Genomic DNA, 23,833 nt, shown 5'->3' on the forward strand with positions numbered 1-23,833 from the left:
CCGCTCCTCCGTGTTCGTCATGACTCCCATTGTCCTCCTCCGCACGGCCGCGGGGGCCGCCACGGGCCGGGCGGGGGAGGAGTACGGGGAGTCGGCGCCGGGGAGGAACGTCAGGACGCGTCCTTCACCATCCCGCGGACCGAGAGCTGGACGACCAGCGGCCGGTGGTCGCTCCCGGCGTCGTCGCGGTCGTCGACGACCTGGTAGCCCGAGACCTCCCAGCGTCCGGAGAAGAGGACGTGGTCGATCGGGGCGCCGAGCGCGGGCGGGACCGAGGACGGCCAGGTGCCCAGGGCGGCGCCGCCCGCGACGGTCCCCGCGTCGCGGCAGCCGCCCAGCGCGGCCGAGCCCGGCAGCCCGGTCCAGTGGTCGACCGTGGAGTTCAGATCGCCGAGGACCACGACGTCCTCCTCCGCGGAGCAGAGCGCGGAGACCGAGAGCAGATCGCTCCGCCACTCCGCGAGGCGCGAGGGGATCGGCGCCATGGTGTGCACCGCGGCGAGGACGGGGCGCTCGGGAGTGTCGGGGCGTGCGACGAGGGACGGTGTCGATCCGGTGACGACGGCGGCGGTGTCGACGCTGTAGCCGCCGAGCGAGGGGGAGAGCAGCAGGGCCGCCCCGTCGTCGGCGCCCGACCCGGCGTAGTGGAGGGTCATCGACATCCCCTGGGCGCTGAGCGCGTTCACGACGTCCTGCGCGTGCGTCTGCGAGACCTCGAGGAGGGCGATGCCGTCGACCGCGCTCTCCCGGGCGAGCGAGGCGATCGTGTCGACGGGCACGCCGTCGTGCAGCACGTTCCAGGTCGCGAGGCGCACGTCGGCGAGGCGGTGGGCGCGCGGAGCGGCGGAGTCGTAGCCCCGCGCTCCCTGCACTCCCGCGAGCACGAGCGCGAAGACGACGCCGAGCGCCGCGAGGGCCAGCGCGAGGCGCCTGACCGGAGCGACGAGGACCGCGATCACGACCAGGACAGCGGCGAGCCCGACGGCCGCCGCGCCCGTCGCGAGCCGGAACGGCACCAGCTGGGCGAAGGGGGCCTCCCGGGCGATCCCGAAGAAGCCGGGCGCCGCGACCACCAGCAGAGCGATCGCCACGATCACCGCCACCGCGGTCTTCACCAGTCTCGTCCCCATCGCCGCCCAGGCTACTAGGGCATCGGAGGGCTCGCAGGCGGCGCGTCTACGATGAGCGCATGCATGTCGACGGGGGCCGTTACGACCTCCACACCCACTCCGTCGTCTCCGACGGCACCGAGGCTCCGGCCGTCCTGGTGCGGGCCGCGGCCGCGGCCGGGCTCGCCGGAGTGGCGCTCACCGACCACGACACGACCGGCGGCTGGGCCGAGGCGCTCGCCGCGGCCGAGGAGGCGGGCATCGACCTGCTGCCCGGCATGGAGCTCTCCTCCCGCGTCGGCTGGGCCAGCGTCCACGTCCTCGCGTACCTCGTCGATCCGGCGGATCCGGGGCTCGTGGCCGAGACCGCGCGCATCCGCTCGGCCCGCACGCACCGCGCGGAGGCGATCGTCACCGCGATCGCGGCCGACTACGACCTCACCTGGGACGACGTCCTCGCCCAGACCAGCCCGGGCACGACCATCGGGCGTCCGCACATCGCCGACGCGCTCGTCGCCCGCGGCCTGGCCACCGACCGCTCCGCGGCCTTCGCGGGGATCCTCGACTGGCGCGGCGGCTACTACCGCCCGCACTACGCGCCCGACCCGGTCGACGCCGTGCGCCTGGTCCGCGCGGCGGGCGGGGTCCCGGTCATCGCGCACCCGGCCGCGAGCGCCCGCGGGATCGCGGTCGAGTCGATCCTCCCGCAGCTCGTCGACGCCGGCCTGTTCGGCCTCGAGGTCGAGCATCGCGAGAACACGGCCGACGGCAAGCGCCGCCTGCGCGAGCTCGCGGAGCAGTACTCGCTCGTCACCACGGGCTCGAGCGACTACCACGGCACGGGCAAGCCCAACCGCCTGGGCGAGAACACGACCGCGCGCGCGACCGTCGACGCGATCCGCTCCTCCGCCCGCTGAGTCGCGGAGAGCCGCTGACAGGCGGAGAGCCGCCGGATCACCGTGACCGCTGAGGGGCGAGAGCCGCTGAGTCGCGTGGGGACACCGCTGAGTCGCGGGAGAGCCGCTGAGACGCCGGGAGCCCGCCCTCCCGCGACGGATCGCGGGGGGACGGGCTCGGGGCGCGGAGGCTCAGGCCTGCGCGTCGGGGCGCGGCGAGCGGCGGCGCGACCGGGTGCGGCGGCGCGGCTCGCTGTTGCCGTCGTGGTGCTCCTTGCTCTCGCTCGAGGGAGCGGGGCCGGTCTGCTGCGGAGCGGTCGAGTCGGCGGAGTCGGAGCGGGTGCGGCGACGCGGCGGCCGGTCGCCCCGCTCGGAGCGCTCGCCCCGGTCCGGGCGCGCGTCGGCCTTCGCCTCGGCGGGGATCGGGGTCGGCTTCAGCCGTCCCTTGGTCCCCGCGGGGATGTCGAGGTCGGTGTAGAGGTGCGGCGACGACGAGTAGGTCTCGACCGGGTCGGGCTGGCCGAACTCCAGCGCCCGGTTGATGAGGGCCCACTTGTGCAGGTCCTCCCAGTCGACGAAGGTCACCGCGATGCCGGTCTTGCCCGCGCGCCCGGTGCGGCCGACGCGGTGCAGGTAGGTCTGGTCGTCGTCCGGGATCGTGTGGTTGATCACGTGGGTGACGTCGTTCACGTCGATGCCGCGCGCGGCGACGTCGGTGGCGATCAGGATGTCCTTCTTGCCGGCCTTGAACGCCGCCATCGCGCGCTCGCGCTGCTCCTGGTTGAGGTCTCCGTGCACGGCCGCCGCGTTGAAGCCGCGGTCGTTGAGCTCCTCGACGATGCGGGCCGCGGCGCGCTTCGTGCGGGTGAAGATGACGGTCTTGCCGCGGCCCTCGGACTGCAGGATGCGCGCGATGACCTCGTCCTTGTCGAGCGAGTGCGCCCGGTAGACGATGTGCTTGATGTTCGCCTGCGTGATGCCCTCGTCGGGGTCGGTCGCGCGGATGTGGATGGGCTTGTTCATGAAGCGGCGCGCGAGCGCGACGATCGCGCCCGGCATCGTCGCCGAGAAGAGCATGGTGTGGCGGGTGGGCGGCGTCTGCGCGAACAGCTTCTCGATGTCCGAGAGGAAGCCCAGGTCGAGCATCTTGTCGGCCTCGTCGAGGACCATCACCTGCACGTTGGCGAGCGAGAGCAGGCGCTGCCCGGCGAGGTCCAGGAGGCGGCCGGGGGTGCCGACGACGATCTGCGCGCCGGCCTTCAGCTGCTCGATCTGGCCCTCGTAGGCCTTGCCGCCGTAGATCGAGACGATCTTGGTCGGCCGGTTGGAGGCGGCCAGCTCGATGTCCTCGGTGACCTGCACGGCGAGCTCGCGGGTCGGGACGACGATGAGCGCCTTGACGCCCGGCTCCGGGTCGGTGCCGAGGGCCTGGATGAGGGGGAGGCCGAAGCCGAAGGTCTTGCCGGTGCCGGTCTTGGCCTGGCCGATGATGTCCTGCTTCTGCAGGGCCAGGGGGATCGTCTGCTCCTGGATGGGGAACGGCTCGAGGATGCCCTTGGCGGCGAGTGCGGCGACGATGTCGTCGTCGATGTTCAGATCGGAGAAAGTCACGGAGTGAAGCGCCTGTCGTGTCGAACGGTCTACGCCCCTGTACGACTCCGGGCGCAGGGTCACCGATCCAGCGCCGGTGACATCCCGGCGAGTCTACTGCTCCCGGCCCCGCCGGCCCCGGAACCCCGCTCCTCCGGCGCCCTATGCTGAGGAAATGGCTGCCTGGTTCCGACGTCGACGTCCCCTGCTCGAGGTGCCCCGCCTGACGCCCCGCGGGGAGTCGAGCCAGAAGCGCGACCGCGTCGACCTCGCCGACCTCACCCCCGAGGTGCTGCCCTACCTCGGCCAGGTCGCCTACCTCCAGCTCGCGGTGTTCGAGGTGCTGGCGCGCGCCGTCGCCGAGACCGACGACCTCGCGGACAAGGAGGCCATCTCCTCCGCCGCCGGCACGGCGCTCGCGAAGCACCACGCGGTCGTCGCCGAGCTGCGCCGCCGCGACGTGGAGCCCGGCGAGGCCATGACTCCGTTCCGCCCCGCGATCGACACCTTCGAGCGGCTCACCCGCGGTGCGGACCTCCACGAGACGCTGCTCTCGGCGTACATCACGGCGGGCCTGCTCGACGACTTCTTCATCCGCCTCACCGGCGGGCTGCCCACCGACGTGGGGCCGCGCATCGCGCAGACGCTCGGCGCGGACACGGGCGTCGACGGCGTGATCGCGATCCTCCGCCGCGAGATCGCCGCGGACGAGCGCCTGGGCTCGCGCCTGGCCGTCTGGGGCCGCCGCCTGGTGGGCGACACCCTCCTCGTGGCGCGCTCCGCGCTGATGGGGTCGGGCAACCACGACTCCGACGAGTCGCGGATCGAGCCGGTGTTCACCGAGCTCATCGCCTCGCACACGCGCCGGATGGACGCGCTGGGGCTCACGGCCTGACGGTTCCCGGCGTCGCACTGCCCCGGAATCCGGAACGACGGAGGCGCGGAAGTCCGAGGACTCCCGCGCCTCCGGCTCGGATCAGGGGGCGACGCGTCCCGAGAGCATCGCCTGCAGGGAGGCCTCGTCGCGGCGGGCGCGGCTGCGCCCGAGCGAGAGGCCGACCGGAACGACGACCACGGCGGTCGCGACGAGGGACAGGACCCAGATCAGGCCGCCGTCCCACGGCAGGCCCGCCCAGGTCAGTGCGACCCAGACGACTGCGGCGACGAGGCCGCCGATCGCCGGGACCAGCACGGAGCCGTGCAGGTGCCGGTGCGGCAGCCCGTAGCGCGCGGCGAGACCGATCAGGACCCCGAACAGGGTGATGAAGAGGAGCTCCACGACGTGTCCGCCCGGGACGCTCTAGGCGACGAAGCCGACGCGGCGCGACTCCTCGGAGCCGACCTCGACGAAGGCGATGGTGGCGGTCGGGACGATGTAGATCTTGCCCTTCTCGTCGCGGAGGCGGAGGACGGCGGTGCCGGCCTCGAGAGCGGTGGTCACCGTCTTCTCGACCTCGGTCACGGACATCGACGACTCGAAGTTGAGCTCGCGCGGGGTGTTGACCATTCCAATACGGATTTCCACCAGCAGTGCCTTTCGGGAGGGGACGAGGGTGTCAGGATACGGGACCGCGCTCGGACGACCGCGCCGGTTTCGCGGTGAGCGGAGCGGGCTGCCGGGGCTCCCGGCGGGGACGGGCGGGAGTGTCGGACCCGGTGGCTACCGTGGTCGTGTGACCGCTCCCGCGACCCCCGCTCCCTCCACCGCAGCCTCCGTCGGCGAGGCGCTCCCGGGCGAGCCCGCGGTCGTGCTGGACGACTCCCAGCGCGCGGTGCTCGCGCTGCCCGAGGGCCGCAGTGCCGCCGTGCTCGGGGCGCCGGGGACGGGCAAGACCACGACGGTCGTCGAGCTGGTCGCCGAGCGCGTCCTCGAGCGGGGGTACCCGCCCGAGTCGGTCGTGGTGCTCGCGGCCAGCCGCACCGCCGCCACCGCCCTGCGCGACGTGCTCGCCCTGCGGCTGGGAGTGCCGACCCGGGGCCCGCTCGCCCGGACCGCGACCTCGCTCGCGTTCGAGGCGGTCACCTCCTCCGCCAAGGAGCGCGGCCTCGAGCGGCCGACCCTCCTGACCGGCGGCGAGCAGGACGCACTCCTCTCGGAGCTCGTCGAGGGCCACCTCGAGGAGGGGACCGGCCCGCGGTGGCCGGAGGAGTTCAGCCCCGAGGTGCTGCGGCTGCGGACCTTCCGGACCGAGCTCCGCGAGTTCGGGATGCGGGCGACCGAGCACGGGCTCGACTCGGACGCGATCCGCGCCCTCGGGGTCGACGCCGAGCGCGGGGAGTGGAGCGCGGCGGCCGACGTGCTCGACGAGCTGCGCGAGGTGGTCGAGTGGATGGCGCCCCAGGCGGGCACCCGTCTGGACGCGGCGGAGTTCGCGGCCTACGCGGCCGAGGCGATCCGCGCGGGCGAGGGCGGCGAGCGGATCGACGCGCTGCGCCTCGTCGTCGTCGACGACCTCCAGGAGGCGAGCGAGTCGACGCTCGTGCTGCTGCGCGCGCTGACGGAGCGCGGGGTGACCGTGATCGCGCTGGGCGACCCGGACGTGGCGACCAGCGCCTACCGCGGCGCGGCCTCCGACACGCTCGGCCGGTTCGCCGCGAGCATCGGCGCGTCCGACGTCGAGACGCTGGTGCTCGCTCGGGTGCACCGCCACTCGGCCGCGCTGCGGGCGGTCGTGTCGGCGGCGACCGAGCGGATCGGCACCGCGGCGGCCGGCCGGCAGCGGGCGGCGGTCGCGGCTCCGGCCCCCGACGCGGGCCCGGCGCCCGTCCTGGTGCTGCACGCCCCGACGGCGGCGCGGGAGGCGGCGACGGTGGCGCGGCTGCTGCGCGAGCGGCGGCTGCGCGACGGAGTGGCGTGGCGGCGGATGGCGGTCGTCGTCCGCTCCGGAGCCGCGGTCCAGCCGCTGGTGAAGGCGCTCGCGGTGGCGGAGGTGCCGACCCGCTCCGTGCTCGCCGGGCGGGCGCTGCGCGACGATCACGCGGCCCGGGCGCTGCTCGTGCTGGTCGGCGTCGCGATCGGCGAGCGGCCCCTCGACGCGGAGCTCGCGGCGGAGCTGCTGCTCGGCCCGTTCGGCGGGGTCGACCGGCTGGGGCTGCGCAGGCTCCGGCTCGCGCTCCGGGCGGAGGAGCTGGCCGGCGGCGGCATCCGCGCGAGCGACCCGCTGCTGGTCGAGGCCCTCGCAGCGCCCGGCCGATTCGCGACCATCGACTCCGCTCCCGCCCGGCAGGCCGAGCGGCTGGCCGTGACGATCGACCGGGTCCGCCGCCTGCACGAGGAGGGGGGCTCGATCGAGGAGCTCCTGTGGTCGGCGTGGGAGTCCAGCCGCGTCGCGTCCTCCTGGCGCGAGCTCGCCCTCGGCACCGGCCTGACCGCCGCCGAGGCCAACCGCAACCTCGACGGCGTGGTCGCCCTCTTCAGCGCCGCGCGCCGGTTCGTGGAGCGGGCGACCGGGCACTCCGCGATCGGCTTCGTCACCGAGATCCTCGAGGCGGAGGTCCCCGAGGACACTCTCGCTCCGCGCTCCGTCGAGGACGCGGTCCTCATCGGTACGCCCTCCTCCGTCGTCGGCCTCGAGTTCGACGTCGTGGTGGTGGCGCGGCTGCAGGACGGCGTCTGGCCCAACCTCCGCCAGCGCGGCTCGCTGCTCGATCCGGACGGCCTGCTGCGGCACGCCCGCGGCGAGGGCGGACTGCTGCTCGACGCCCGCAAGGCCACTCTCGACGACGAGCTCCGGATGTTCGCCCTGGCCGCCTCGCGCGCTCGGCGGCAGCTGGTGCTCAGCGCCGTCGCGGGCGAGGACGAGACGCCCTCCCTCTTCTTCCGCCTCACCCCGCCGGACGCGCCTCGGCTCGATCCGGCCTCCGCGGTGCCGCTCACGCTGCGCGGGGCGGTGGCGGCGCTGCGCCGGACCGCCACCACACCGGACTCGACCGAGGCTCCCGCCGCCATCCGAGGGCTCAGCGCCCTGGCGCTCGCGGAGGTCCCGGGCGCCGACCCCTCCTCCTGGTCCGGGGTGCTCGAGCCCTCGACCACGGAGCCGCTCTTCGACGTCGGCGACCCCGAGCGTCCCGTCTCCGTCTCGCCGAGCCGCCTCGAGGCCTTCGAGCGGTCCCCTCTGGACTGGTTCGTCGACGCCGTCTCCGGCTCCACGACGAGCACGGCGATGGGGGTCGGCACCCTCGTGCACTGGGTCCTCGAGAACGCCGAGCGGCCCGATCCGCAGGAGCTGTGGGCGGCTCTCGAGTCGCGGTGGCCCGAGCTGGTCTTCGAGTCGCCCTGGCTGGGGGAGCGGCAGAAGCGCGTCACACGGCGGCTGATCGACGGCCTCGCGGGCTATCTCGCCGACTTCGAGCGCGGGGGAGGCGTGGTGCTCGGCCGCGAGCAGCAGTTCGAGCTCGACGTCCCGCCCGCCCGGGTGCGCGGCTCGATCGACCGCGTCGAGCGCGCGGCCGACGGCTCCGTCACGATCGTCGATCTCAAGACGGGCCGCAGCACCCCCCGCAAGGACGACATCGCCGAGCACGCGCAGCTGGGCAGCTACCAGCTCGCCGTCGCCGAAGGGGCGATCGAGGCGGCCGACCCGGCCGACGGGGGAGTCGCGAAGCTGCTCTTCGTGGCGACGGGCGTGCGCGGGAAGCCGTACCGCGAGGTGGTCCAGGAGCGCTTCGGCGAGGAGGAGCTGGAGCGGCTGCGCGAGCGCGTCCGCGCCGCGGCCCTGGGCATGGCGGCGGCGGGCTTCTCGGGCCTGCTCGACGCGACCCCGTTCTCCCCCGGCGACGCCCTGCGGTACCGCATCCACGCGGTACCCGAGGTCCCGGGGGACGGCCTCCTGGCGATCGACGAGGTCGACGAGTCAGAGGACCCGGAGGACTCCGAGGAGCCGGGTCCCGATGCGCCGGCCGATCCATCCGGCCCCGCCGACCCCGACCCCTCCGCCGTCTCCGAGGAGGAGCTGCCGTGATCGACGCCCTGACCATCGCCGAGCGCCTCGACCTGCGTCCGCCCACCGCCGAGCAGCGCGCCGTCATCGAGGCGCCGCTCGAGCCGGCCCTCGTGGTCGCCGGCGCCGGCAGCGGCAAGACCGAGACGATGGCCAACCGCGTCCTCTGGCTCCTCGCGAACGGCCACGCGGCGCCGTCGGAGGTGCTCGGCCTCACCTTCACCCGCAAGGCGGCGGCCGAGCTCGGCGAGCGCATCGGGCGGAGGATCGACCAGCTCGGCGCGGCGGGCCTGCTCCCGCTCGCGCCCGGGCAGTCGGCGCCCGACCCGTTCGAGGCCGCCACCGTCTCGACCTACAACGCCTTCGCGAACACGATCTTCCGCGACAACGCAGCCCTGATCGGCCGCGAGGGGGATGCGACCGTGCTCTCCGAGGCCTCCGCCTGGCATCTCGCGCGGGGAGTCGTGGCCGACACGGCCGATCCGCGCATCCTCGAGGTGGAGGCGGGGATCGACCGGCTGACCGACCTCGTCGTCTCGCTCGCGCACGACCTCGCCGACAACCTCGCCGATCCGGCCGCGGTCGCCGCGTTCGCCGAGGACTTCCTCCGCCTGGGCGAGCTGCCGCGCGGAGGTAGCGGCTCGGGGCTCTACCGCGAGCTCGAGAAGGCGCTGCAGGCCGTGGGCGCGCTGCCGGTGCTGACGGCGCTCGCCGAGCGGTTCCAGGAGGCGAAGGCCGAGCGCGGCTTCGTCGAGTTCTCGGACCAGGTGGCCCTCGCGCTGCGGATCGTCGACCGGGTGCCGCGGATCGTGGACGAGCACCGCGCGAGGTACCGGGTGGTGCTCCTCGACGAGTACCAGGACACCTCCGTGCTGCAGACCCGCCTCCTCTCGCGGCTCTTCGCCGGGCAGGGAGTGATGGCCGTGGGCGACCCGCACCAGTCGATCTACGGCTGGCGCGGTGCGAGCGCCGAGGGGCTCGGCCGCTTCGGCACCGATTTCGGGGGAGCGGGCCGCTTCTCCCTCAGCACGAGCTGGCGCAACGGCCGCCGTGTGCTGACCGCCGCGAACGCGATCGTGGAGCCGCTGTCGGCGAGCAGCGCGGTCGCGGTCGACACGCTGAGCGCGGGGCCTCAGGCCTCCGAGCACCCGGTCGAGCTCACCTTCCCCGAGACGATCGAGGAGGAGGCGGACGACGTCGCCGCCTGGTTCGCCGGGCGGCTGCGCGAGAACGCCGAGCCGCCGTCGGCCGCGGTGCTCTTCCGGGTGCGCGCGCACATGGACCGCTTCGCCGCCGCGCTGGCGAAGCACGGCGTCCGGTACCACATCCTCGGCATCGGGGGCCTGCTGCGGCAGCCCGAGATCGCCGACCTCGTCGCCGCGCTCACCGTCGTCGAGGACCCGGCCGCCGGCAGCGAGCTCGTCCGCCTCCTGGCCGGCGCCCGCTGGCGTCTGGGCGTCCGCGACCTCAAGGCGCTGCGCGACCTCGCCTCGTGGCTCGCGGCGCGCGACCACGCGCACCGGCTGCTCCCGGAGGAGGTGCGCGAGCGGATGCGCGCGTCCGTCACCGAGGGCGAGGGCGGCTCGATCGTCGAGGCCCTCGACTTCATCGCGGCGCGCCGCCCCGGCGACGACGGGCGGATCGACCACTCCGCGCTCGGCGGGTTCAGCGCCGAGGGCCTGCGGCGCCTGCACGAGGCGGGCACCCTGTTCGCCCGGCTGCGCGCCCGGGCCGGGCTCGACCTCCTCGACTTCGTCACCCTGGTCGAGCAGGAGCTGGGCCTGGACATCGAGGTCGAGGCGAACGAGTCGCGCGGGGACGGCCGCGCCAACCTCGAGGCCTTCCGCGAGGCGGTGGCCGGGTACCTGCAGACGGACGACCGCGGCGCCGGCACCGGCTCCTCCCTCCGCGGATTCCTCCGCTGGCTCGTCCTCGCGGACAAGCGCGACGGTCTGGCCCCGCGACCGGAGGACCCGGAGCCGGGGACGGTGCAGCTGCTGACGATCCACGGCTCCAAGGGTCTGGAGTGGGACCTCGTCGCCGTCCCGCGGATGGTCGACGGCGAGCTCCCCGGCACGCCGGTCGAGGGCTTCCGCGGGTGGGTCAGACTGGGCGCGATGCCCTACGCGTTCCGCGGCGACGCCGCCGAGCTCCCCGATCTCGCCTGGCGCGGCTGCAGCACGCAGAAGGAGGTCGTCGACGCGATCGGAGCGTTCGGCGACACCCTCCGCGAGCGCAACGAGGCGGAGGAGCGGCGTCTCGCCTACGTGGCCGTCACGCGGGCGCGTCACCACCTCCTGCTCAGCGGCTCGTGGTGGGCCGGCCAGGCCAAGCCGCGCGGACCGGGCGTCTTCCTCCGCGACCTCGAGGAGGCCGGCACGATCCCGCCGCTGCCGACCGAGCCCGCGAACGAGGAGAACCCGCTCGAGCGGGCCCCGCGCACGTTCCGCTGGCCCCACGATCCGCTCGGCTCCCGCGGCGACCGGGTCCGCGCCGCCGCCGCCCGGGTCCGCAGCGCCGAGCCCGCTCTGCTCGGGGCGCGCGGCGACGACATCCGCCTGCTGCTCGCCGAGCGGGCGGTGCGGCTGGCCGGGGGCGAGCGCACGCCGCTGCCCACCCGCATCCCCGCCTCCCGGTTCAAGGACATCGTCAGCACGCCGGACGAGGTCGCCGCGCAGCTGCGCCGGCCGATGCCGGAGCGCCCCTACCGGCAGACCCGGCTCGGCACGACCTTCCACTCCTGGGTCGAGAACCGCTTCGGCGTCCAGGGCGGGGCGGAGGCGGTCGACACCTTCCCCGACGAGCTCGACGACGCCGGCCCCGCGAGCGTCGAGCAGGAGCGGCTCGACGCCCTGATCGCCACGTTCGAGCGCTCGGAGTGGGCCGACCGGCGCCCGGAGGCGGTCGAGATCGAGATCCACCTCCAGCTCGCCGGCCACGTCGTCGTCTGCAAGCTCGACGCGGTTTACCCGACGGAGGACGGCGTGCAGATCGTCGACTGGAAGACCGGGCGAGCGCCGAAGGACGCTGCCGACCTCGAGCTCAAGCAGTTCCAGCTCGCGCTGTACCGGCTCGCCTACTCGCGCTGGCGGGGGGTGCCGCTCGAGAGCGTCGACGCCGTGTTCTACTTCGTCGCCGATGACCTCGTGCTGCGGCCCGAGCGGTTCTACTCCGAGCGCGAGCTCGCGGAGTCGCTCTCCTCGGCGACGGGAGCGAGCCCGCGGCCGTGAGCGGAGGAGCTCGTGCGGGCTCCCGGCGTGCGGTTGAGCAGCTCCTCGACCTCTGAGACCGCCAGCACCGGGCCGGTGTCGGTCGAGAGGGGCGCGGAGAGGTCGCCGAGCACGCTGTCGACCAGCGTGTCGAGCATGGCGACCGCGTCGTCCACGATGGCGGAGTCGTCGGTCTCGGTGCCGTGCAGCAGCCAGCGGGCGAGCTCGAGCTCGGCGTAGAGCTGGGCGCGCTGGCGGATCGTGCGGTCCACTGCTCCCGCGCGCATCCGGGAGTAGGCGGAGAGCGCCGTCTCGGAGCCCGGGGCGCTCAGCAGCCAGTGCAGGTCGCGGGCCGGGTCGCCGACCCGCAGCGCCGCCCAGCCGAGCACGGCCGCGACGACGTCGCCCGAGCGGAGGAAGGAGTCGGCGGTCATCGAGCCGTTCACCACGGTCGGGTCGAACTGCCAGAGCGCCTCGTCGGAGGAGGCCGACTCCCAGCGCGCGACGAGCGCCGCCGGGACGTGGCCGGTGTCGGCCGCGCGCTCGATCACCGCGACCGTCTCGTTCACGCTGTCGCGCGCGGTCGCGATCGGCAGGCCCGCCTCCTGGACGAACGACACCGGGAGCGAGTGGATCGCCCCGATGGCCCGGCCGATCGAGTCCGCGAGCCCGCTCTGCGCGGCCACGTCGTCGATGAGGACGCGATCTCCCTCGAGGTACTCGTAGACGACCGCGCGGGTGCCGTCGAACGGCGTCTGCCCGACGCTCTCCTGCAGATCGAAGGGCAGGCGGCTGCGGATGCCGGCGGTCAGCGCCCGGAGCGCGACGAGGTCGCCGAGCTGCTCCTGCTCCGCGAGCGCGGACGTGGGAACGCGCACGACGAGGCGGGCGCTCTCGCGCGTCGTCAGCAGGGCGGAGTCGAAGTCGCCGTGCGTCGAGGACGTGAAGGGGCGCGCGGAGCGGACGTCGAGGCCCTCGACGGCCGAGGTGGCCAGCGCGGCTAGAGTGAGATGGGATCTGGCCATGGTTTCCAGGGTAGGCGGCTCGTGCCCGGCCGGCCCGCCGCCACGCGCTGTCCCGCCGATGCCGTCGAAGGCCCGCGACAGCGGTCCTCGCGGCCCCCGTCACGAAATGAGCCCCGGATGTCACTGCCCTTCGCCGATCGCCTCCCGCTCTCGCGACAGGCGGCCGACCGCGACGGCGTCGGACGCTCACGGCCCGCGCTCTTCGACGAGCTGCTCGCCGATCCCGCCACCCGCGTGCTCGTCCTGCACCACGACCGGACCCTGGTCGAGGCCGACCGCCTCCTCCTGCGCCGCCCCGAGGACGTGACCGCCGGAACCCTCCGGATCTACCTCGGCCGCACGCTCGCCGAGGCCCCCGGCGAGCCGGTCGGAACCCCTGTCATCGCGACCGTCCTCACCGACGCGGCCGCCGCCGAGCTCGAGCCCGACGAGGAGCGGTGGAGCGGCCTGCGCCCGATCGCCGAGCGCCTGAGCGACCGCGACGCGGGCCTGTTCACCGAGGCTCTCGCCATCGCGAACTGGCACGCCTCGCACGGCTACTCGCCCCGCAACGGCGACCCGACCGTCGTCGAGCAGGGCGGCTGGGTCCGCCGCTCGCCCACCGACGGCAGCCAGGTCTTCCCGCGCACGGATCCGGCGATCATCGTCTGCGTCCTCGACGCGGACGACCGCCTCCTCCTCGGCTCGAACGCGATGTGGGGCGCCGGCCGCTTCTCCCTGCTCGCCGGCTTCGTCGAGCCGGGCGAGTCGCTCGAGGCCGCCGTGATCCGCGAGATCGGCGAGGAGTCGGGCATGCGCGTCGTCGACCCGCAGTACCTCGGCTCGCAGCCCTGGCCCTTCCCCGCCTCCCTCATGGTCGGCTTCACCGCCCGCCTCGCCGAGGACCAGTCCCCGGAGGATCTGCTCCCGGACGGCGAGGAGATCGTCGAGCTGCGCTGGTTCACCCGGCAGCAGCTGCACGACTCGCTCGAGTCCGTGCTGCTGCCCGGCCGCTCGTCGATCGCCCGCGCGATGATCGAGGACTGGTACGGAGGCGAGCTGGAGAACGGCCCGATCGCGTGACCCTGCTCGACGGACTCGACGAGGGGCAGCGCGAGGCGGCGGAGGCGCTGCTGGGGCCGGTCTGCGTCCTCGCGGGAGCGGGCACGGGCAAGACCCGGACGATCACGCACCGCATCGCGCACGGAGTGGCGACCGGCGTCTACACGCCCGGCCGCGTCATGGCCCTGACCTTCACCAGCCGCGCCGCGGCCGAGCTGCGCTCGCGCCTGCGGGTGCTCGGCGCCGGCGGTGTCCAGGCCCGCACCTTCCACGCCGCCGCCCTCTCGCAGCTCGGCTACTTCTGGCCGCAGCTGGTGGGGGGCACGATGCCCCAGCTGCTCGACGGCAAGGCCCGCCTGCTCGGGCACGCGGCAGAGCGGCTCCGCCTGAAGCTCGACACGGCGACGCTCCGCGACCTCTCGGCCGAGATCGAGTGGCGGAAGGTGTCCGCCCTCTCCCTCGAGCAGTACGCCGTCGCCGCCCGCACGCGCCCCCTGCCCGGACGGCTCACCCTGGAGCAGACGGTCGCGCTCGTGGACGAGTACGAGGGGCTGAAGGACCAGCGCCGCCAGATCGACTTCGAGGACGTCCTGCTCGTGACCGCCGGGATGCTCGAGTCCGAGCCCGCGATGGCGATGCAGGTGCGCGAGCAGTACCGCTTCTTCGTCGTCGACGAGTACCAGGACGTCTCGCCGCTGCAGCAGCGGCTCCTGGAGCTCTGGCTCGGCGACCGGAGCGACCTCTGCGTCGTCGGCGACGCCAGCCAGACCATCTACTCCTTCGCGGGTGCGCGGGCCGACTACCTCCTCGACTTCCCGTCCCGCTGGCCGGCCGCCACCGTGGTGCGCCTGGAGGAGAACTACCGCTCGGCCGTGCCGATCGTGCAGACCGCGAACCGCCTCATGCGGGGCAGGCCCGGCGCCCTCTCGCTCCACGCCGTCGCCGCCGCCGAGGCGCCGGAGCCCGCGATCGACGCCTACCCGGACGACATCGCGGAGGCGCGCGGGATCGCGGCGCGGGTCGCGGCCGACATCGAGGCGGGGGTGCGCCCCTCCGACATCGCGGTCCTCTTCCGCACCAACAGCCAGTCGGCGGTCATCGAGCACGCCCTGCACGAGCGTGGAGTGAGCGCGCACATGCGCGGCGGCAAGCGCTTCTTCGACCTGCCCGAGGTGAAGCAGGCCGTGATGCAGCTGCGCGCGGCGTCCGTGTCGATCAGCGGCGAGCCGCTGTTCAAGTCGGTGAGCGACGTCCTCCGCTCGCTCGGCTGGAGCGCCGAGCCCCCGTCGGCGCCCGGTGCGGTGCGCGACCGGTGGGAGTCGCTGGACACGCTGGCCCGCCTCGTCGACGAGGCCCCTGCCGGATGGACCTTCCGCCAGTTCACCGACGACCTGATCGCACGCCAGCAGGTGCACCACGAGCCGGACCGCGGCGCGGTCACCCTCGCCACGCTGCACTCGGCGAAGGGCCTCGAGTGGGAGTCGGTGCACCTGATGGGGCTCGCCGAGGGCCTGCTGCCGATCTCGTACGCCGCCGGCCTCGAGGCGATCGACGAGGAGCGGCGCCTCCTCTACGTCGGCATCACCCGGGCCCGCCGGCGCCTGCGCCTCTCGTGGGCGCGCTCGACGGTCGGCCGCGTCACGCGGAGGGAGCCGTCGCGCTTCCTCGAAGAGCTCGGCACGCGCACTCGGGGTGCGGCTCCCGCTCCCGCACGGTGAACGCTCCGGAGGCGTCGCTGTAGACCCGCTCGGCCGCGCGGAGCCCTCGCCAGCCCGCGAGGAGCCGCCGCAGCACGGCGTCGGCGGCCGCCACGGCGATCGCCGCGCTCGCGAGCGGCGTGCGGGTGGGGGCTGAGCGGCCGAGCACCTGGATCACGAGGCGCGCGCGATCCGGGTCGAGGTCCATCCGGTCCCGCTCGGCGCAGTGCAGGCACGGTCCGGACCCCGGCTCCACCAGGGGTCCGAGGCGCACCGATTCGTCGCCGAACACCACCGCCAGGTGCGGCACATCGGCCGCGAGCCAGTGCGCGGCGCGGGCGGGGGCGACCGCGAAGTCGGCGATCAGCACGGCGAGGTCCGGCGTCCCGTCGTCGGCGAGCAGCGAGCAGCCCTCGCTCCGGAGCAGCGTGCGCAGTGCGTCCGGTGCCGCGCCCGTCCCCTCGACGACGACCCGCGGTGCCGGGGGAGGGCCGGGCTCGACGCTGCGCAGCAGGACCGGCCGGAGCGCCTCGAGCACCTCGTCGACCCGCGCCTCGCTCGCTCCGGCGCGCGCCGCGATCAGGCGGACGGTGCCGGCGCTGGTGCCCACGCGGAGGGCGTCGAGCAGCAGCTCCTCCGGGTAGCCGACGCCGTCCAGGACCGCGTGCGGCCGGTCGAGGCCGAGCTGCACCGCGGTCGCGGAGCGCCAGAGCAGGGGGAGTCGGGGATCGAGCCGGAGCACCATCCGGCGATCATGGCCGAGACCGGCCCGGCGCCGCGCGAGTTGTCCACAGGCGGGCGCCGGACGGGGGGTCAGACGGGGCGGTCGCCCGTGGGGGAGGAGCCGCGGTCGTCGTCGTCCGGCGAGCCGGCGTCGTCGGTCGTGTCCGGAGCGTCTCCGGAGGCGCCGTCGCCCTCGCGCGGCATCGTGCCGTTCAGCAGGTCCTCCAGCGCGCGGTCCATCTCGTCGGGCTCCGGGGTCTCGCCGCGGGCCTCGGCCGTGAGCCGGGCGACGAGCGCGCTCGGGTCGTCCAGGTCCTCCGAGCCGGGGAGCAGGTCGGGGTGCGACCAGAGGGAGTCGCGGGCCTCGGGCCCGACGGCGTCGGTCACGGCCTGCCACATCGCGGCGGCCTCGCGGAGGCGGCGCGGGCGCAGCTCCAGGCCGACGAGGGTCGCGAAGGCGGATTCGGCCGGCCCGCCGGAGGCGCGGCGGCGGCGGACCGTCTCGGCGATCGCCCCGGCGCTGGGCAGGCGGGTGGTCGCCGCCGCGGTGACGACGTCGACCCATCCCTCGATGAGGGCGAGGACGGTCTCGAGGCGGCCGTGCGCGGCGAGCTGCTCCTCCGTCTTCGGCGGGATGAGCGCGCCGGAGGTCATCGCGTCGCGGAGCTCCTCGGGGTTCGACGGGTCGAAGCCCTCGGCCAGCTCCTCGAGGCGGGTGGTGTCGATGCTGATCCCGCGCGCGAAGTCGGTGATCTGCGAGATGAGGGCGAGACGGAGCCACTTGCCGTGCCGGAAGAGGCGGGCGTGCGCGAGCTCGCGGACCGCCAGGTACAGCTGCACCTGGTCCAGCGGGATGTCGAGGCCCTCGCCGAACGCGGCGACGTTCTGCGGCAGGATCGCCGCGTCGTTCTCCTCCAGCAGCGGGATGCCGATGTCGCCGCCCGAGACGACCTCGGCGGCGAGCTGCCCGACGACCTGGCCCAGCTGCAGGGCGAACAGGGTGCCGCCGATCCCGCGCATCATGCCCTCGGCACCGGCGATCATCGCCTGCATCTCCTCCGGGGCCTGCTCGCGGAGCACGCGGGTCAGCGCGTCCGAGATGCTCAGCGCCACCGGCTCGGCGAGCTGGGTCCAGACCGGCATCGTCAGGGAGATCCACTCGAGGCGGCTGATCGAGCGCGGCGTGCGGCTCAGCTCGGAGACGTACGCGACCTCGTCGAGCCAGAGCGCGGCGACGCCGAAGGCCGCGTCGATCGGAGCCCGCACGGAGTCGGACACCGGCGCGGACTCGGCGCGCGCGAGCTGCTTCGCCTGCTCGAGCGAGAGCGTCCAGTTGACGCCGCCGTCGCCGTTCTGCTGCATCGCGCTCTGCAGCTGCGAGAGCAGGTTCTGCAGGGCCACCGGGTCGTTCGGCAGTCCCGCCGCTCCGGCGAGCTGCGAGGGGTCGACCGGGCCGTTCCCCGAGAGGAACTGCCGCAGCATCTCCCGGAACTCGTCCTCGGAGCCGCCGCCCGCTCGGTCCGCACTGTCGCCATCGGCCATCGGGATCAGCCCTCCGTCGCTCACGTGAATCCGGTCGCCGCACCGCCTCCGCGGCCCTGCACAGGGCGCCGGTTCCGGCGCGACTCCCAGTCGTGCAAGCTACGTTAGCCCGAGCGCCCGGGGCCTCGGCGTGCAGAGCACCGCTCGGGCCCAGCCCGCTTCCGCCCGCCGCGAACATCCCGGCGGAGCCGCTCCACCCGTTGCCAGAAAGGCCCCCGTGTCGCTGTTCTCCGACGACCCGCGCCCCTCCTCCTCCCCGCGCCGCCCGTGGGTCGGACCGGTCGTCCTCCTCTCGGGTGTCGCCGTCGTGGTCGGTCTGGGCGTCGCGCCCGCCCCCTACGTGATCGAGCAGCCCGGCCCCGTGTTCGACACCCTGGGCAGCAGCAAGGACGTGCCCCTCATCTCGATCCCGGACCGCACCACCTATCCCACGGCCGGCACGCTCGACATGCTCACCGTGTCGGTCGTCGGCAACCCGCAGAGCCTGCCCACCTGGGTCGAGGTCGCGAGCGCCTGGTTCGACAGGACCAAGGCGGTCGTCCCGGTCGACGCGATCTTCCCTCCCTCCTCCACGGTCGAGGAGCGCGACGAGGCCAACCAGGCCGAGATGACCGACTCCCAGCAGGAGGCGATCGCCGCCGCGCTCACCGAGCTCGGCTACCCCGTCGAGCAGCGCGTCTCGGTCGTGCAGGTGCCCGAGGGCTCCCCGGCCGAGGGCGTCCTGGAGGCGGGGGACGAGATCCTCGCGGTCGCGGGCACCCCCGTCGCCGACGCGACCGCCCTGCGCGCGACCCTGCAGACCCTCGGCACCGGCTCCCCGGTGCAGGTCAGCATCGAGCGCGAGGGCGTCCGGCAGGAGGTGGAGGTCACGCCGCGCGACTCGAACGGCGCCGCCGTCATCGGCGTCCTCCCCGGAGCGGCCTTCGACTTCCCGTTCGAGGTCGACATCCAGCTGGACGACGTGGGCGGGCCGAGCGCGGGCATGATGTTCGCCCTCGGGATCATCGACAAGCTCACGGAGGGCGAGCTCAACGGCGGGCGGAGCGTCGCCGGGACCGGCACGATCGACGCGGCCGGCGAGGTCGGCGCCATCGGCGGGATCCGCCAGAAGCTCTACGGGGCGGAGGGCGCCGGAGCCGAGTACTTCCTCGCCCCCGCGACCAACTGCAACGAGGTCGTCGGCCACGTCCCCGACGGGCTCGACGTGCTCGCGGTCTCGACCCTCGACGACGCCCTCGCCGCACTGAAGGGCGTCGCCGCGGGCGACACCTCCGGGCTGCCGGACTGCAGCACCGCCGCTCCCCTCGACTGATCCCGCCCGCCGACCCCGGGTCGACGCCCAGGTGAGCCGGACAGCCGTCGCATAGCATGGGTGGCCTCCCCTCACATCTCGACAGCAAGAGGCCCTCACGTGAGTTCCACAGCAACCGAAACCCCGCCGCGGAAGAGACGGAGCGTCCTCGCCGTCACTGTCGTGGTGGTGGCCGTCCTGGTGGTGGCGTTCTTCGTCTTCGCCGGTCTGTACACCGACATCCTCTGGTACGACCAGCTCGGCTTCCTCTCCGTGCTCACGACGCAGTGGGCGGCGGCGGGCGGTCTCTTCGTCATCGGCTTCGTCGCCATGGCGGTGCCGGTGTTCATCAGCCTGATGCTGGCTTACCGCCTCCGGCCGGTCTACGCGAAGCTCAACTCGCAGATCGACCGCTACCAGCAGGTCGTGGAGCCGCTGCGGCGCCTGGCCACCTTCGGGATCCCCGCGGTGCTCGGCCTCTTCGCCGGCGTCTCCTCCGCCACCCGCTGGCAGACGAGCCTCACCTTCTGGAACCGCACGCCCTCGGGCACCACGGATCCGCAGTTCGGCCTCGACACGTCGTTCTACCTCTTCGAGCTGCCCTTCTACCAGAGCATCGTCGGCTTCGCGTCGGCGGTCCTGCTGATCTCGGCGTTCGCGACCCTCGCCACCGGCTACCTCTACGGAGCGATCCGGGTGAACGGCCGCGAGATCCGCATCTCGAAGGCCTCGCGCATCCAGCTGGCGGTCATCGCCGCCCTCTACCTCGCCGTGCAGGCGGTCAGCCTCTGGCTCGACCAGTACGCGACGCTCGCGCAGCAGGGGCCCCGCATCACCGGCGCCACCTACTCCACCGTCAACGCGACGATCCCGGGCCTGCAGATCCTGGCCGGCATCGCGGCGCTGGTCGCGATCCTCTTCGTCGTCACCGCCTTCATCGGCCGCTGGCGCTTCCCGGTCATCGGCACCGCGCTGCTGATCGTGTCGAGCCTGCTCGTCGGCTCCCTCTACCCGTGGATCGTGCAGAAGTTCCAGGTCGAGCCCAACGAGCGCACGCTCGAACAGCCCTTCATCCAGAACAACATCGACATGACGCGCCAGGCCTACGGCGTCAGCGACGTCGACGTCATCCCCTACGACGCGACCACCGACGCGGAGCCGGGTGCCCTGCGCTCGGACGCCGAGACCACCGCGAACATCCGCATCCTCGACCCCGCCGTCGTCACCGACGCGTTCTCGCAGCTGCAGCAGTTCCGCCAGTACTACAAGTTCGGCGACACGCAGAACGCGCTCGACGTCGACCGCTACTCCATCGACGGATCGACGCAGGACGCCGTGGTCGGCGTCCGCGAGCTGAACCTCAACGGCCTCGGCACCAACCAGACCTGGTACAACCAGACGCTGGTCTACACCCACGGCTACGGCCTGGTCGCCGCGTACGGCAACCAGCGCTCGGCGGACGGCGAGCCGGTGTTCATCGAGTCCGGCGTCCCGACCACGGGCGACCTCGGCGACTACGAGCCGCGGATCTACTTCGGCGAGAACTCCCCGCCGTACTCGATCGTGGGCGGCAACGACTCGCGCGACATCGAGCTCGACTACCCCTCGGGCACCGACGGCGCGCAGCAGACCTACACGACCTTCGACGGCGAGGGCGGCCCCGCTCTCGACAACGTCTTCAAGAAGCTCGTCTACGCGATCAAGTTCCAGTCCGAGCAGATCTTCCTCTCGGACGGCGTGAACGACGACTCGCAGATCCTCTACGACCGCGATCCCGTGCAGCGCGTCCAGAAGGTCGCGCCGTACCTCAAGCTCGACTCCGACGCCTACCCGACCGTCGTCGACGGCCGCGTGAAGTGGGTCGTCGACGGGTACACCACCTCGGCCGACTACCCGTACTCGGAGGTGCAGAGCCTCTCGCAGGCGATCGCCGACACGAACACGCAGCAGCAGTTCCCGACCGACGACGTCAACTACATCCGCAACTCGGTGAAGGCGACCGTCGACGCGTACGACGGCAGCGTCACGCTCTACGCGTGGGACACCGAGGACCCGATCCTGCAGACCTGGCAGAAGATCTTCCCGACCACGGTGAAGCCCGTGAGCGACATGTCGGGCGAGCTGCTCAGCCACGTCCGGTACCCGGAGGACCTCTTCAAGGTCCAGCGCGCGGTCCTCGGCACCTACCACGTCACCGACGCGGGCTCCTTCTACTCCCGCGAGGACGCCTGGGCGACGCCGAACGACCCGACGAGCGGAGCCGCGACCACGGCCGCCGCGACCGGCACCAGCCTGCAGCCTCCGTACTACCTGACGCTGCAGACGCCGGATCAGGACGTGCCGTCGTACTCGCTCTACTCGACGTACATCCCGGCGAGCGTCCAGGGCGCGCAGGCCAGCCGCAACGTGCTGACCGGCTACCTCGTGGCCGACTCCGACGCCGGCTCGACGGCGGGCTCCGTGGCCGACGGCTACGGCACGCTCCGCCTGCTCGAGCTGCCGAAGGACGACACGGTGCCCGGCCCCGGCCAGGTGCAGAACGCGTTCACCACCGACCCGACGGTCGCGAACGAGCTGAACATCCTCTCCCGCGGCGACACCACCGTCACGAGGGGCAACCTGCTCACGCTGCCGGTCGGCGGCGGCCTGCTCTACGTCCAGCCGATCTACGTGCGCTCCAACGGAGACACGAGCTTCCCGCTCCTGCAGAAGGTGCTGGTCGCGTTCGGTGACGACATCGCCTTCGAGGACACCCTCGACGCGGCCCTCGACAGCCTCTTCGGCGGCGACTCGGGAGCCGACGCGGGCGACACCGGCACGCCGACGACTCCGGACGCCGGCACCGGCACCTCGGGCGGCGACGCGGGCGGCACGACCGGCGGCACCGGCTCCACGCCGGCCACGGGCGACCAGACGGCGCTGCAGCAGGCGCTGAACGACGCGCGGGACGCACTCACGGCTCGCGAGAACGCCCTCAAGGCGGGCGACCTCACCGCCTTCGCGGCGGCGGACGAGCAGCTGACCGAGGCGCTCTCGCGGGCGCTGCAGGCCGAGGGCGGCCAGTAGCCCGCATGGTGCAGGTCGACCGCGGCGAGCACCTCCGCTCGGGGGAGTGGCTCGAGCTGAACCGCACGTACTGGGAGGAGCGCACCGGCGAGGGTGCGCTCCACCCGGAGCTCGTCACCGCGGCGCTCCTCGACCCCGGGCCGAGGATCCTCCAGCTCGGCTCGGGCGACGGGCTCGACGCGCTCGAGCTCGCCGAGCGCGGCGCCCGCGTGGTGGGCGTCGACTTCTCGATGCCCGCGGTGCGCCGAGCACGCGCCGCCGCCGCGGACAGGGACCTCGCCGGCTCCGCCCGCTTCGTCTGCGCGAACCTCTACGAGCTGCGGCACATGCTGCCGGAGCCCGACTCGTTCGACGTCGTGCTCTGCAGCGCCGGCGTCGTCTCGTGGCTCCCCGACCTGGAGGAGTGGGCGCGGCTGGTGGAGTGGTTCGTCGCCCCCGGCGGAGCGGTGCTCGTCGCCCCGTCGTCGTCCGCTCCCGTCGGCGCCGACGTCCGCACCTGGTCGCGCACCTCGTCCGAGCTCGCAGCCGCCCTGACGGCGATCGGGCTGAGCGTGGACGAGAGCGCCGTGCTGCGCGCCGCCAAGCCCGCCTGAGACCGGAGCCCGCTCCCACCGCCGCGTCGATTTGCATCGGCGCCGGAACGCGTGTAATGTCTCTTCTTGTGCCGCGGGGTGGAGCAGTTCGGTAGCTCGCTGGGCTCATAACCCAGAGGTCGTAGGTTCAAATCCTGCCCCCGCAACAAAGAAATGATCGTTAGAACCCCGGACCTTAAATGGTCCGGGGTTTTTTCGTTCCCAAGGGAAATCACCCTTGGGACGCTCAACCGCCAAAAAGGTGCTCAAACGGGCGTTGGCCGGTTCCTGAGCGATGTCTGGCGCCGATTCGGTGCGACCTCTGTCGAGGATCGGAGCGACCCCTGACGGGTCTTCAAGGTCGTTTGTTCTCACGTCCGAACGAAGGACCCTCTTCCGTTCGCGCGCCAAGTGCAGCTTGAGATCTTCACTCAGCAGGCGCTGCACCGGCTCGGTCAGGTTGCTGCCGACGATCTCGTCATCGAAGACGTAGATGCGCTCGAAGATGCCCTGATTCAGTTCGCGGCGCGTGGCGGTCGGTGCGTTCTCGTAGTAGCGCGCTGGGCTGGCCAGCAGATTGCAGAGGTAATCGAGCCGTTCGAGCACCGTGTCACGGTCCGTGGTGTTTCGTTCGATCAGTGCCTCGGCGGCTGCTCGCGCCGCACCGATCCTCGACTGCTCCTGCTTGAGCTGATCAAGCGCGATGGCGTCGGCGTAGAAGGCCTGCATCAGGCGGTCGCTTTGTGCAGCCAGATCGGCGATGTCACGTTTCGCCTTTGCCTCAGCGCGGTCCTGGTTCGGCAGCAACGTATCCATACGCTCGAGCACGAGGCGGCGGACCTCGGCGAGCCGCGTGTCTGACAACGTCACCGTCGACCAGTGCCGCTCGACGAGGTCTTCCACCATGTGGGTTTGCGTCGCCTTGAACGTGCAGCCGTTCTTGAGGCGCTGACGACCCAGGCAGTAGAAGTAGTCGTAGAGCGTGCCGACGCGGTTGCGCGACTGCTCGAAGGTCAGGAGTTCCCCGCAGTTGCCGCAGTTCAGCGTGCCCTAAGCGCAGGCCGCTCCACTTACTGGCCCCGTCGCGCCCCTGCCTGCCTTTAGGCTCAGGAACGGCCTCCGGCCGCTGCCG

Annotated in this window: 17 protein-coding genes and 1 tRNA gene; 11 read left to right on the top strand and 7 right to left on the bottom strand. The window is 73.3% G+C overall.

Annotated features, from left to right (window positions below; all coding sequences use genetic code 11):
* Window positions 1-110: 110 nt before the first annotated feature.
* Window positions 111-1,130, bottom strand: coding sequence for an endonuclease/exonuclease/phosphatase family protein (locus C5C10_RS03415; protein ID WP_104256196.1), 1,020 nt, complete (start codon window positions 1,128-1,130; stop codon window positions 111-113).
* 59 nt (window positions 1,131-1,189) lie between these two features.
* Here C5C10_RS03415 and C5C10_RS03420 point away from each other — a divergent pair, with 59 nt between their 5' ends.
* A complete protein-coding gene (locus tag C5C10_RS03420) occupies window positions 1,190-2,026 on the top strand; it encodes a PHP domain-containing protein (protein ID WP_104224845.1) in 837 nt (278 codons plus the stop codon).
* A gap of 171 nt (window positions 2,027-2,197) precedes the next feature.
* Here C5C10_RS03420 and C5C10_RS03425 read toward each other — a convergent pair whose 3' ends face one another.
* Window positions 2,198-3,616: a DEAD/DEAH box helicase gene (locus C5C10_RS03425; protein ID WP_104328518.1), complete on the bottom strand. Its 1,419-nt coding sequence runs from the start codon at window positions 3,614-3,616 to the stop codon at window positions 2,198-2,200.
* Window positions 3,617-3,770: 154 nt separating this feature from the next.
* Between C5C10_RS03425 and C5C10_RS03430 the strand changes: the two genes are divergently transcribed.
* Window positions 3,771-4,490, top strand: a complete 720-nt coding sequence (locus C5C10_RS03430; protein WP_104224843.1) for a ferritin-like fold-containing protein — start codon at window positions 3,771-3,773, stop codon at window positions 4,488-4,490.
* An 81-nt stretch (window positions 4,491-4,571) separates the two neighbouring features.
* Here C5C10_RS03430 and C5C10_RS03435 read toward each other — a convergent pair whose 3' ends face one another.
* The gene (locus C5C10_RS03435; protein ID WP_104226942.1) at window positions 4,572-4,874 is read right to left on the bottom strand and encodes a hypothetical protein; all 303 of its coding nucleotides are present in this window, start codon (window positions 4,872-4,874) and stop codon (window positions 4,572-4,574) included.
* A 21-nt stretch (window positions 4,875-4,895) separates the two neighbouring features.
* Window positions 4,896-5,120, bottom strand: coding sequence for a DUF3107 domain-containing protein (locus C5C10_RS03440; protein WP_104224841.1), 225 nt, complete (start codon window positions 5,118-5,120; stop codon window positions 4,896-4,898).
* Between the two features lie 148 nt (window positions 5,121-5,268).
* Here C5C10_RS03440 and C5C10_RS03445 point away from each other — a divergent pair, with 148 nt between their 5' ends.
* Together C5C10_RS03445 and C5C10_RS03450 are read left to right on the top strand one after the other, a co-directional pair.
* Window positions 5,269-8,556: an ATP-dependent DNA helicase gene (locus C5C10_RS03445; protein ID WP_104328519.1), complete on the top strand. Its 3,288-nt coding sequence runs from the start codon at window positions 5,269-5,271 to the stop codon at window positions 8,554-8,556.
* Complete coding sequence (locus C5C10_RS03450; protein WP_104328520.1) at window positions 8,553-11,765, top strand: ATP-dependent DNA helicase; 3,213 nt, start codon at window positions 8,553-8,555, stop codon at window positions 11,763-11,765. Before C5C10_RS03445 ends, C5C10_RS03450 begins: the two co-directional genes overlap by 4 nt.
* Here C5C10_RS03450 and C5C10_RS03455 read toward each other — a convergent pair.
* On the bottom strand, window positions 11,702-12,769 hold the full coding sequence (locus tag C5C10_RS03455) for a phosphotransferase (protein ID WP_104328521.1): 1,068 nt from the start codon (window positions 12,767-12,769) through the stop codon (window positions 11,702-11,704). The two genes, C5C10_RS03450 and C5C10_RS03455, sit on opposite strands and share 64 nt — an antisense overlap.
* A gap of 117 nt (window positions 12,770-12,886) precedes the next feature.
* Between C5C10_RS03455 and nudC the strand changes: the two genes are divergently transcribed.
* Window positions 12,887-13,831, top strand: a complete 945-nt coding sequence (gene nudC, locus C5C10_RS03460) for an NAD(+) diphosphatase (RefSeq protein ID WP_104328522.1) — start codon at window positions 12,887-12,889, stop codon at window positions 13,829-13,831.
* On the top strand, window positions 13,828-15,528 hold the full coding sequence (locus C5C10_RS03465; RefSeq protein WP_104224836.1) for an ATP-dependent helicase: 1,701 nt from the start codon (window positions 13,828-13,830) through the stop codon (window positions 15,526-15,528). The genes nudC and C5C10_RS03465 overlap by 4 nt, the downstream gene beginning before the upstream one ends.
* Here C5C10_RS03465 and C5C10_RS03470 read toward each other — a convergent pair.
* Together C5C10_RS03470 and C5C10_RS03475 are read right to left on the bottom strand one after the other, a co-directional pair.
* On the bottom strand, window positions 15,449-16,252 hold the full coding sequence (locus C5C10_RS03470) for a hypothetical protein (RefSeq protein WP_104224835.1): 804 nt from the start codon (window positions 16,250-16,252) through the stop codon (window positions 15,449-15,451). The genes C5C10_RS03465 and C5C10_RS03470 overlap by 80 nt on opposite strands.
* A 68-nt stretch (window positions 16,253-16,320) precedes the next feature.
* Window positions 16,321-17,772, bottom strand: a complete 1,452-nt coding sequence (locus tag C5C10_RS03475; protein WP_104238192.1) for a zinc-dependent metalloprotease — start codon at window positions 17,770-17,772, stop codon at window positions 16,321-16,323.
* Between the two features lie 217 nt (window positions 17,773-17,989).
* On the opposite strand from C5C10_RS03475, the gene C5C10_RS03480 reads away from it, so the two are divergent.
* From C5C10_RS03480 to C5C10_RS03500, 5 genes are all read left to right on the top strand, one after another.
* Window positions 17,990-19,084, top strand: a complete 1,095-nt coding sequence (locus C5C10_RS03480) for a PDZ domain-containing protein (RefSeq protein WP_104328523.1) — start codon at window positions 17,990-17,992, stop codon at window positions 19,082-19,084.
* Window positions 19,085-19,183: 99 nt separating this feature from the next.
* Window positions 19,184-22,129, top strand: coding sequence for a UPF0182 family protein (locus C5C10_RS03485; protein ID WP_181073376.1), 2,946 nt, complete (start codon window positions 19,184-19,186; stop codon window positions 22,127-22,129).
* 5 nt (window positions 22,130-22,134) lie between these two features.
* Window positions 22,135-22,722: a bifunctional 2-polyprenyl-6-hydroxyphenol methylase/3-demethylubiquinol 3-O-methyltransferase UbiG gene (locus C5C10_RS03490; protein WP_104328524.1), complete on the top strand. Its 588-nt coding sequence runs from the start codon at window positions 22,135-22,137 to the stop codon at window positions 22,720-22,722.
* 72 nt (window positions 22,723-22,794) lie between these two features.
* Window positions 22,795-22,868, top strand: a tRNA-Met gene (locus tag C5C10_RS03495).
* Between the two features lie 244 nt (window positions 22,869-23,112).
* Window positions 23,113-23,562: a hypothetical protein gene (locus C5C10_RS03500; protein ID WP_104328525.1), complete on the top strand. Its 450-nt coding sequence runs from the start codon at window positions 23,113-23,115 to the stop codon at window positions 23,560-23,562.
* Window positions 23,563-23,833 lie beyond the last annotated feature (271 nt).

The organism is Rathayibacter sp. AY1A3, assembly GCF_002930975.1.
Classification (GTDB): domain Bacteria; phylum Actinomycetota; class Actinomycetes; order Actinomycetales; family Microbacteriaceae; genus Rathayibacter.

Bases quoted from the DNA above. Each gene is read 5' to 3' on its own strand.
- C5C10_RS03420 (WP_104224845.1), top strand. From the start codon at position 1,190: ATGCATGTCGACGGGGGCCGTTACGACCTCCACACCCACTCCGTCGTC.
- C5C10_RS03470 (WP_104224835.1), bottom strand. From the start codon at position 16,252: ATGGTGCTCCGGCTCGATCCCCGACTCCCCCTGCTCTGGCGCTCCGCG.
- C5C10_RS03430 (WP_104224843.1), top strand. From the start codon at position 3,771: ATGGCTGCCTGGTTCCGACGTCGACGTCCCCTGCTCGAGGTGCCCCGC.
- C5C10_RS03490 (WP_104328524.1), top strand. From the start codon at position 22,135: ATGGTGCAGGTCGACCGCGGCGAGCACCTCCGCTCGGGGGAGTGGCTC.
- C5C10_RS03455 (WP_104328521.1), bottom strand. From the start codon at position 12,769: ATGGCCAGATCCCATCTCACTCTAGCCGCGCTGGCCACCTCGGCCGTC.
- nudC (WP_104328522.1), top strand. From the start codon at position 12,887: ATGTCACTGCCCTTCGCCGATCGCCTCCCGCTCTCGCGACAGGCGGCC.
- C5C10_RS03475 (WP_104238192.1), bottom strand. From the start codon at position 17,772: ATGGCCGATGGCGACAGTGCGGACCGAGCGGGCGGCGGCTCCGAGGAC.
- C5C10_RS03415 (WP_104256196.1), bottom strand. From the start codon at position 1,130: ATGGGGACGAGACTGGTGAAGACCGCGGTGGCGGTGATCGTGGCGATC.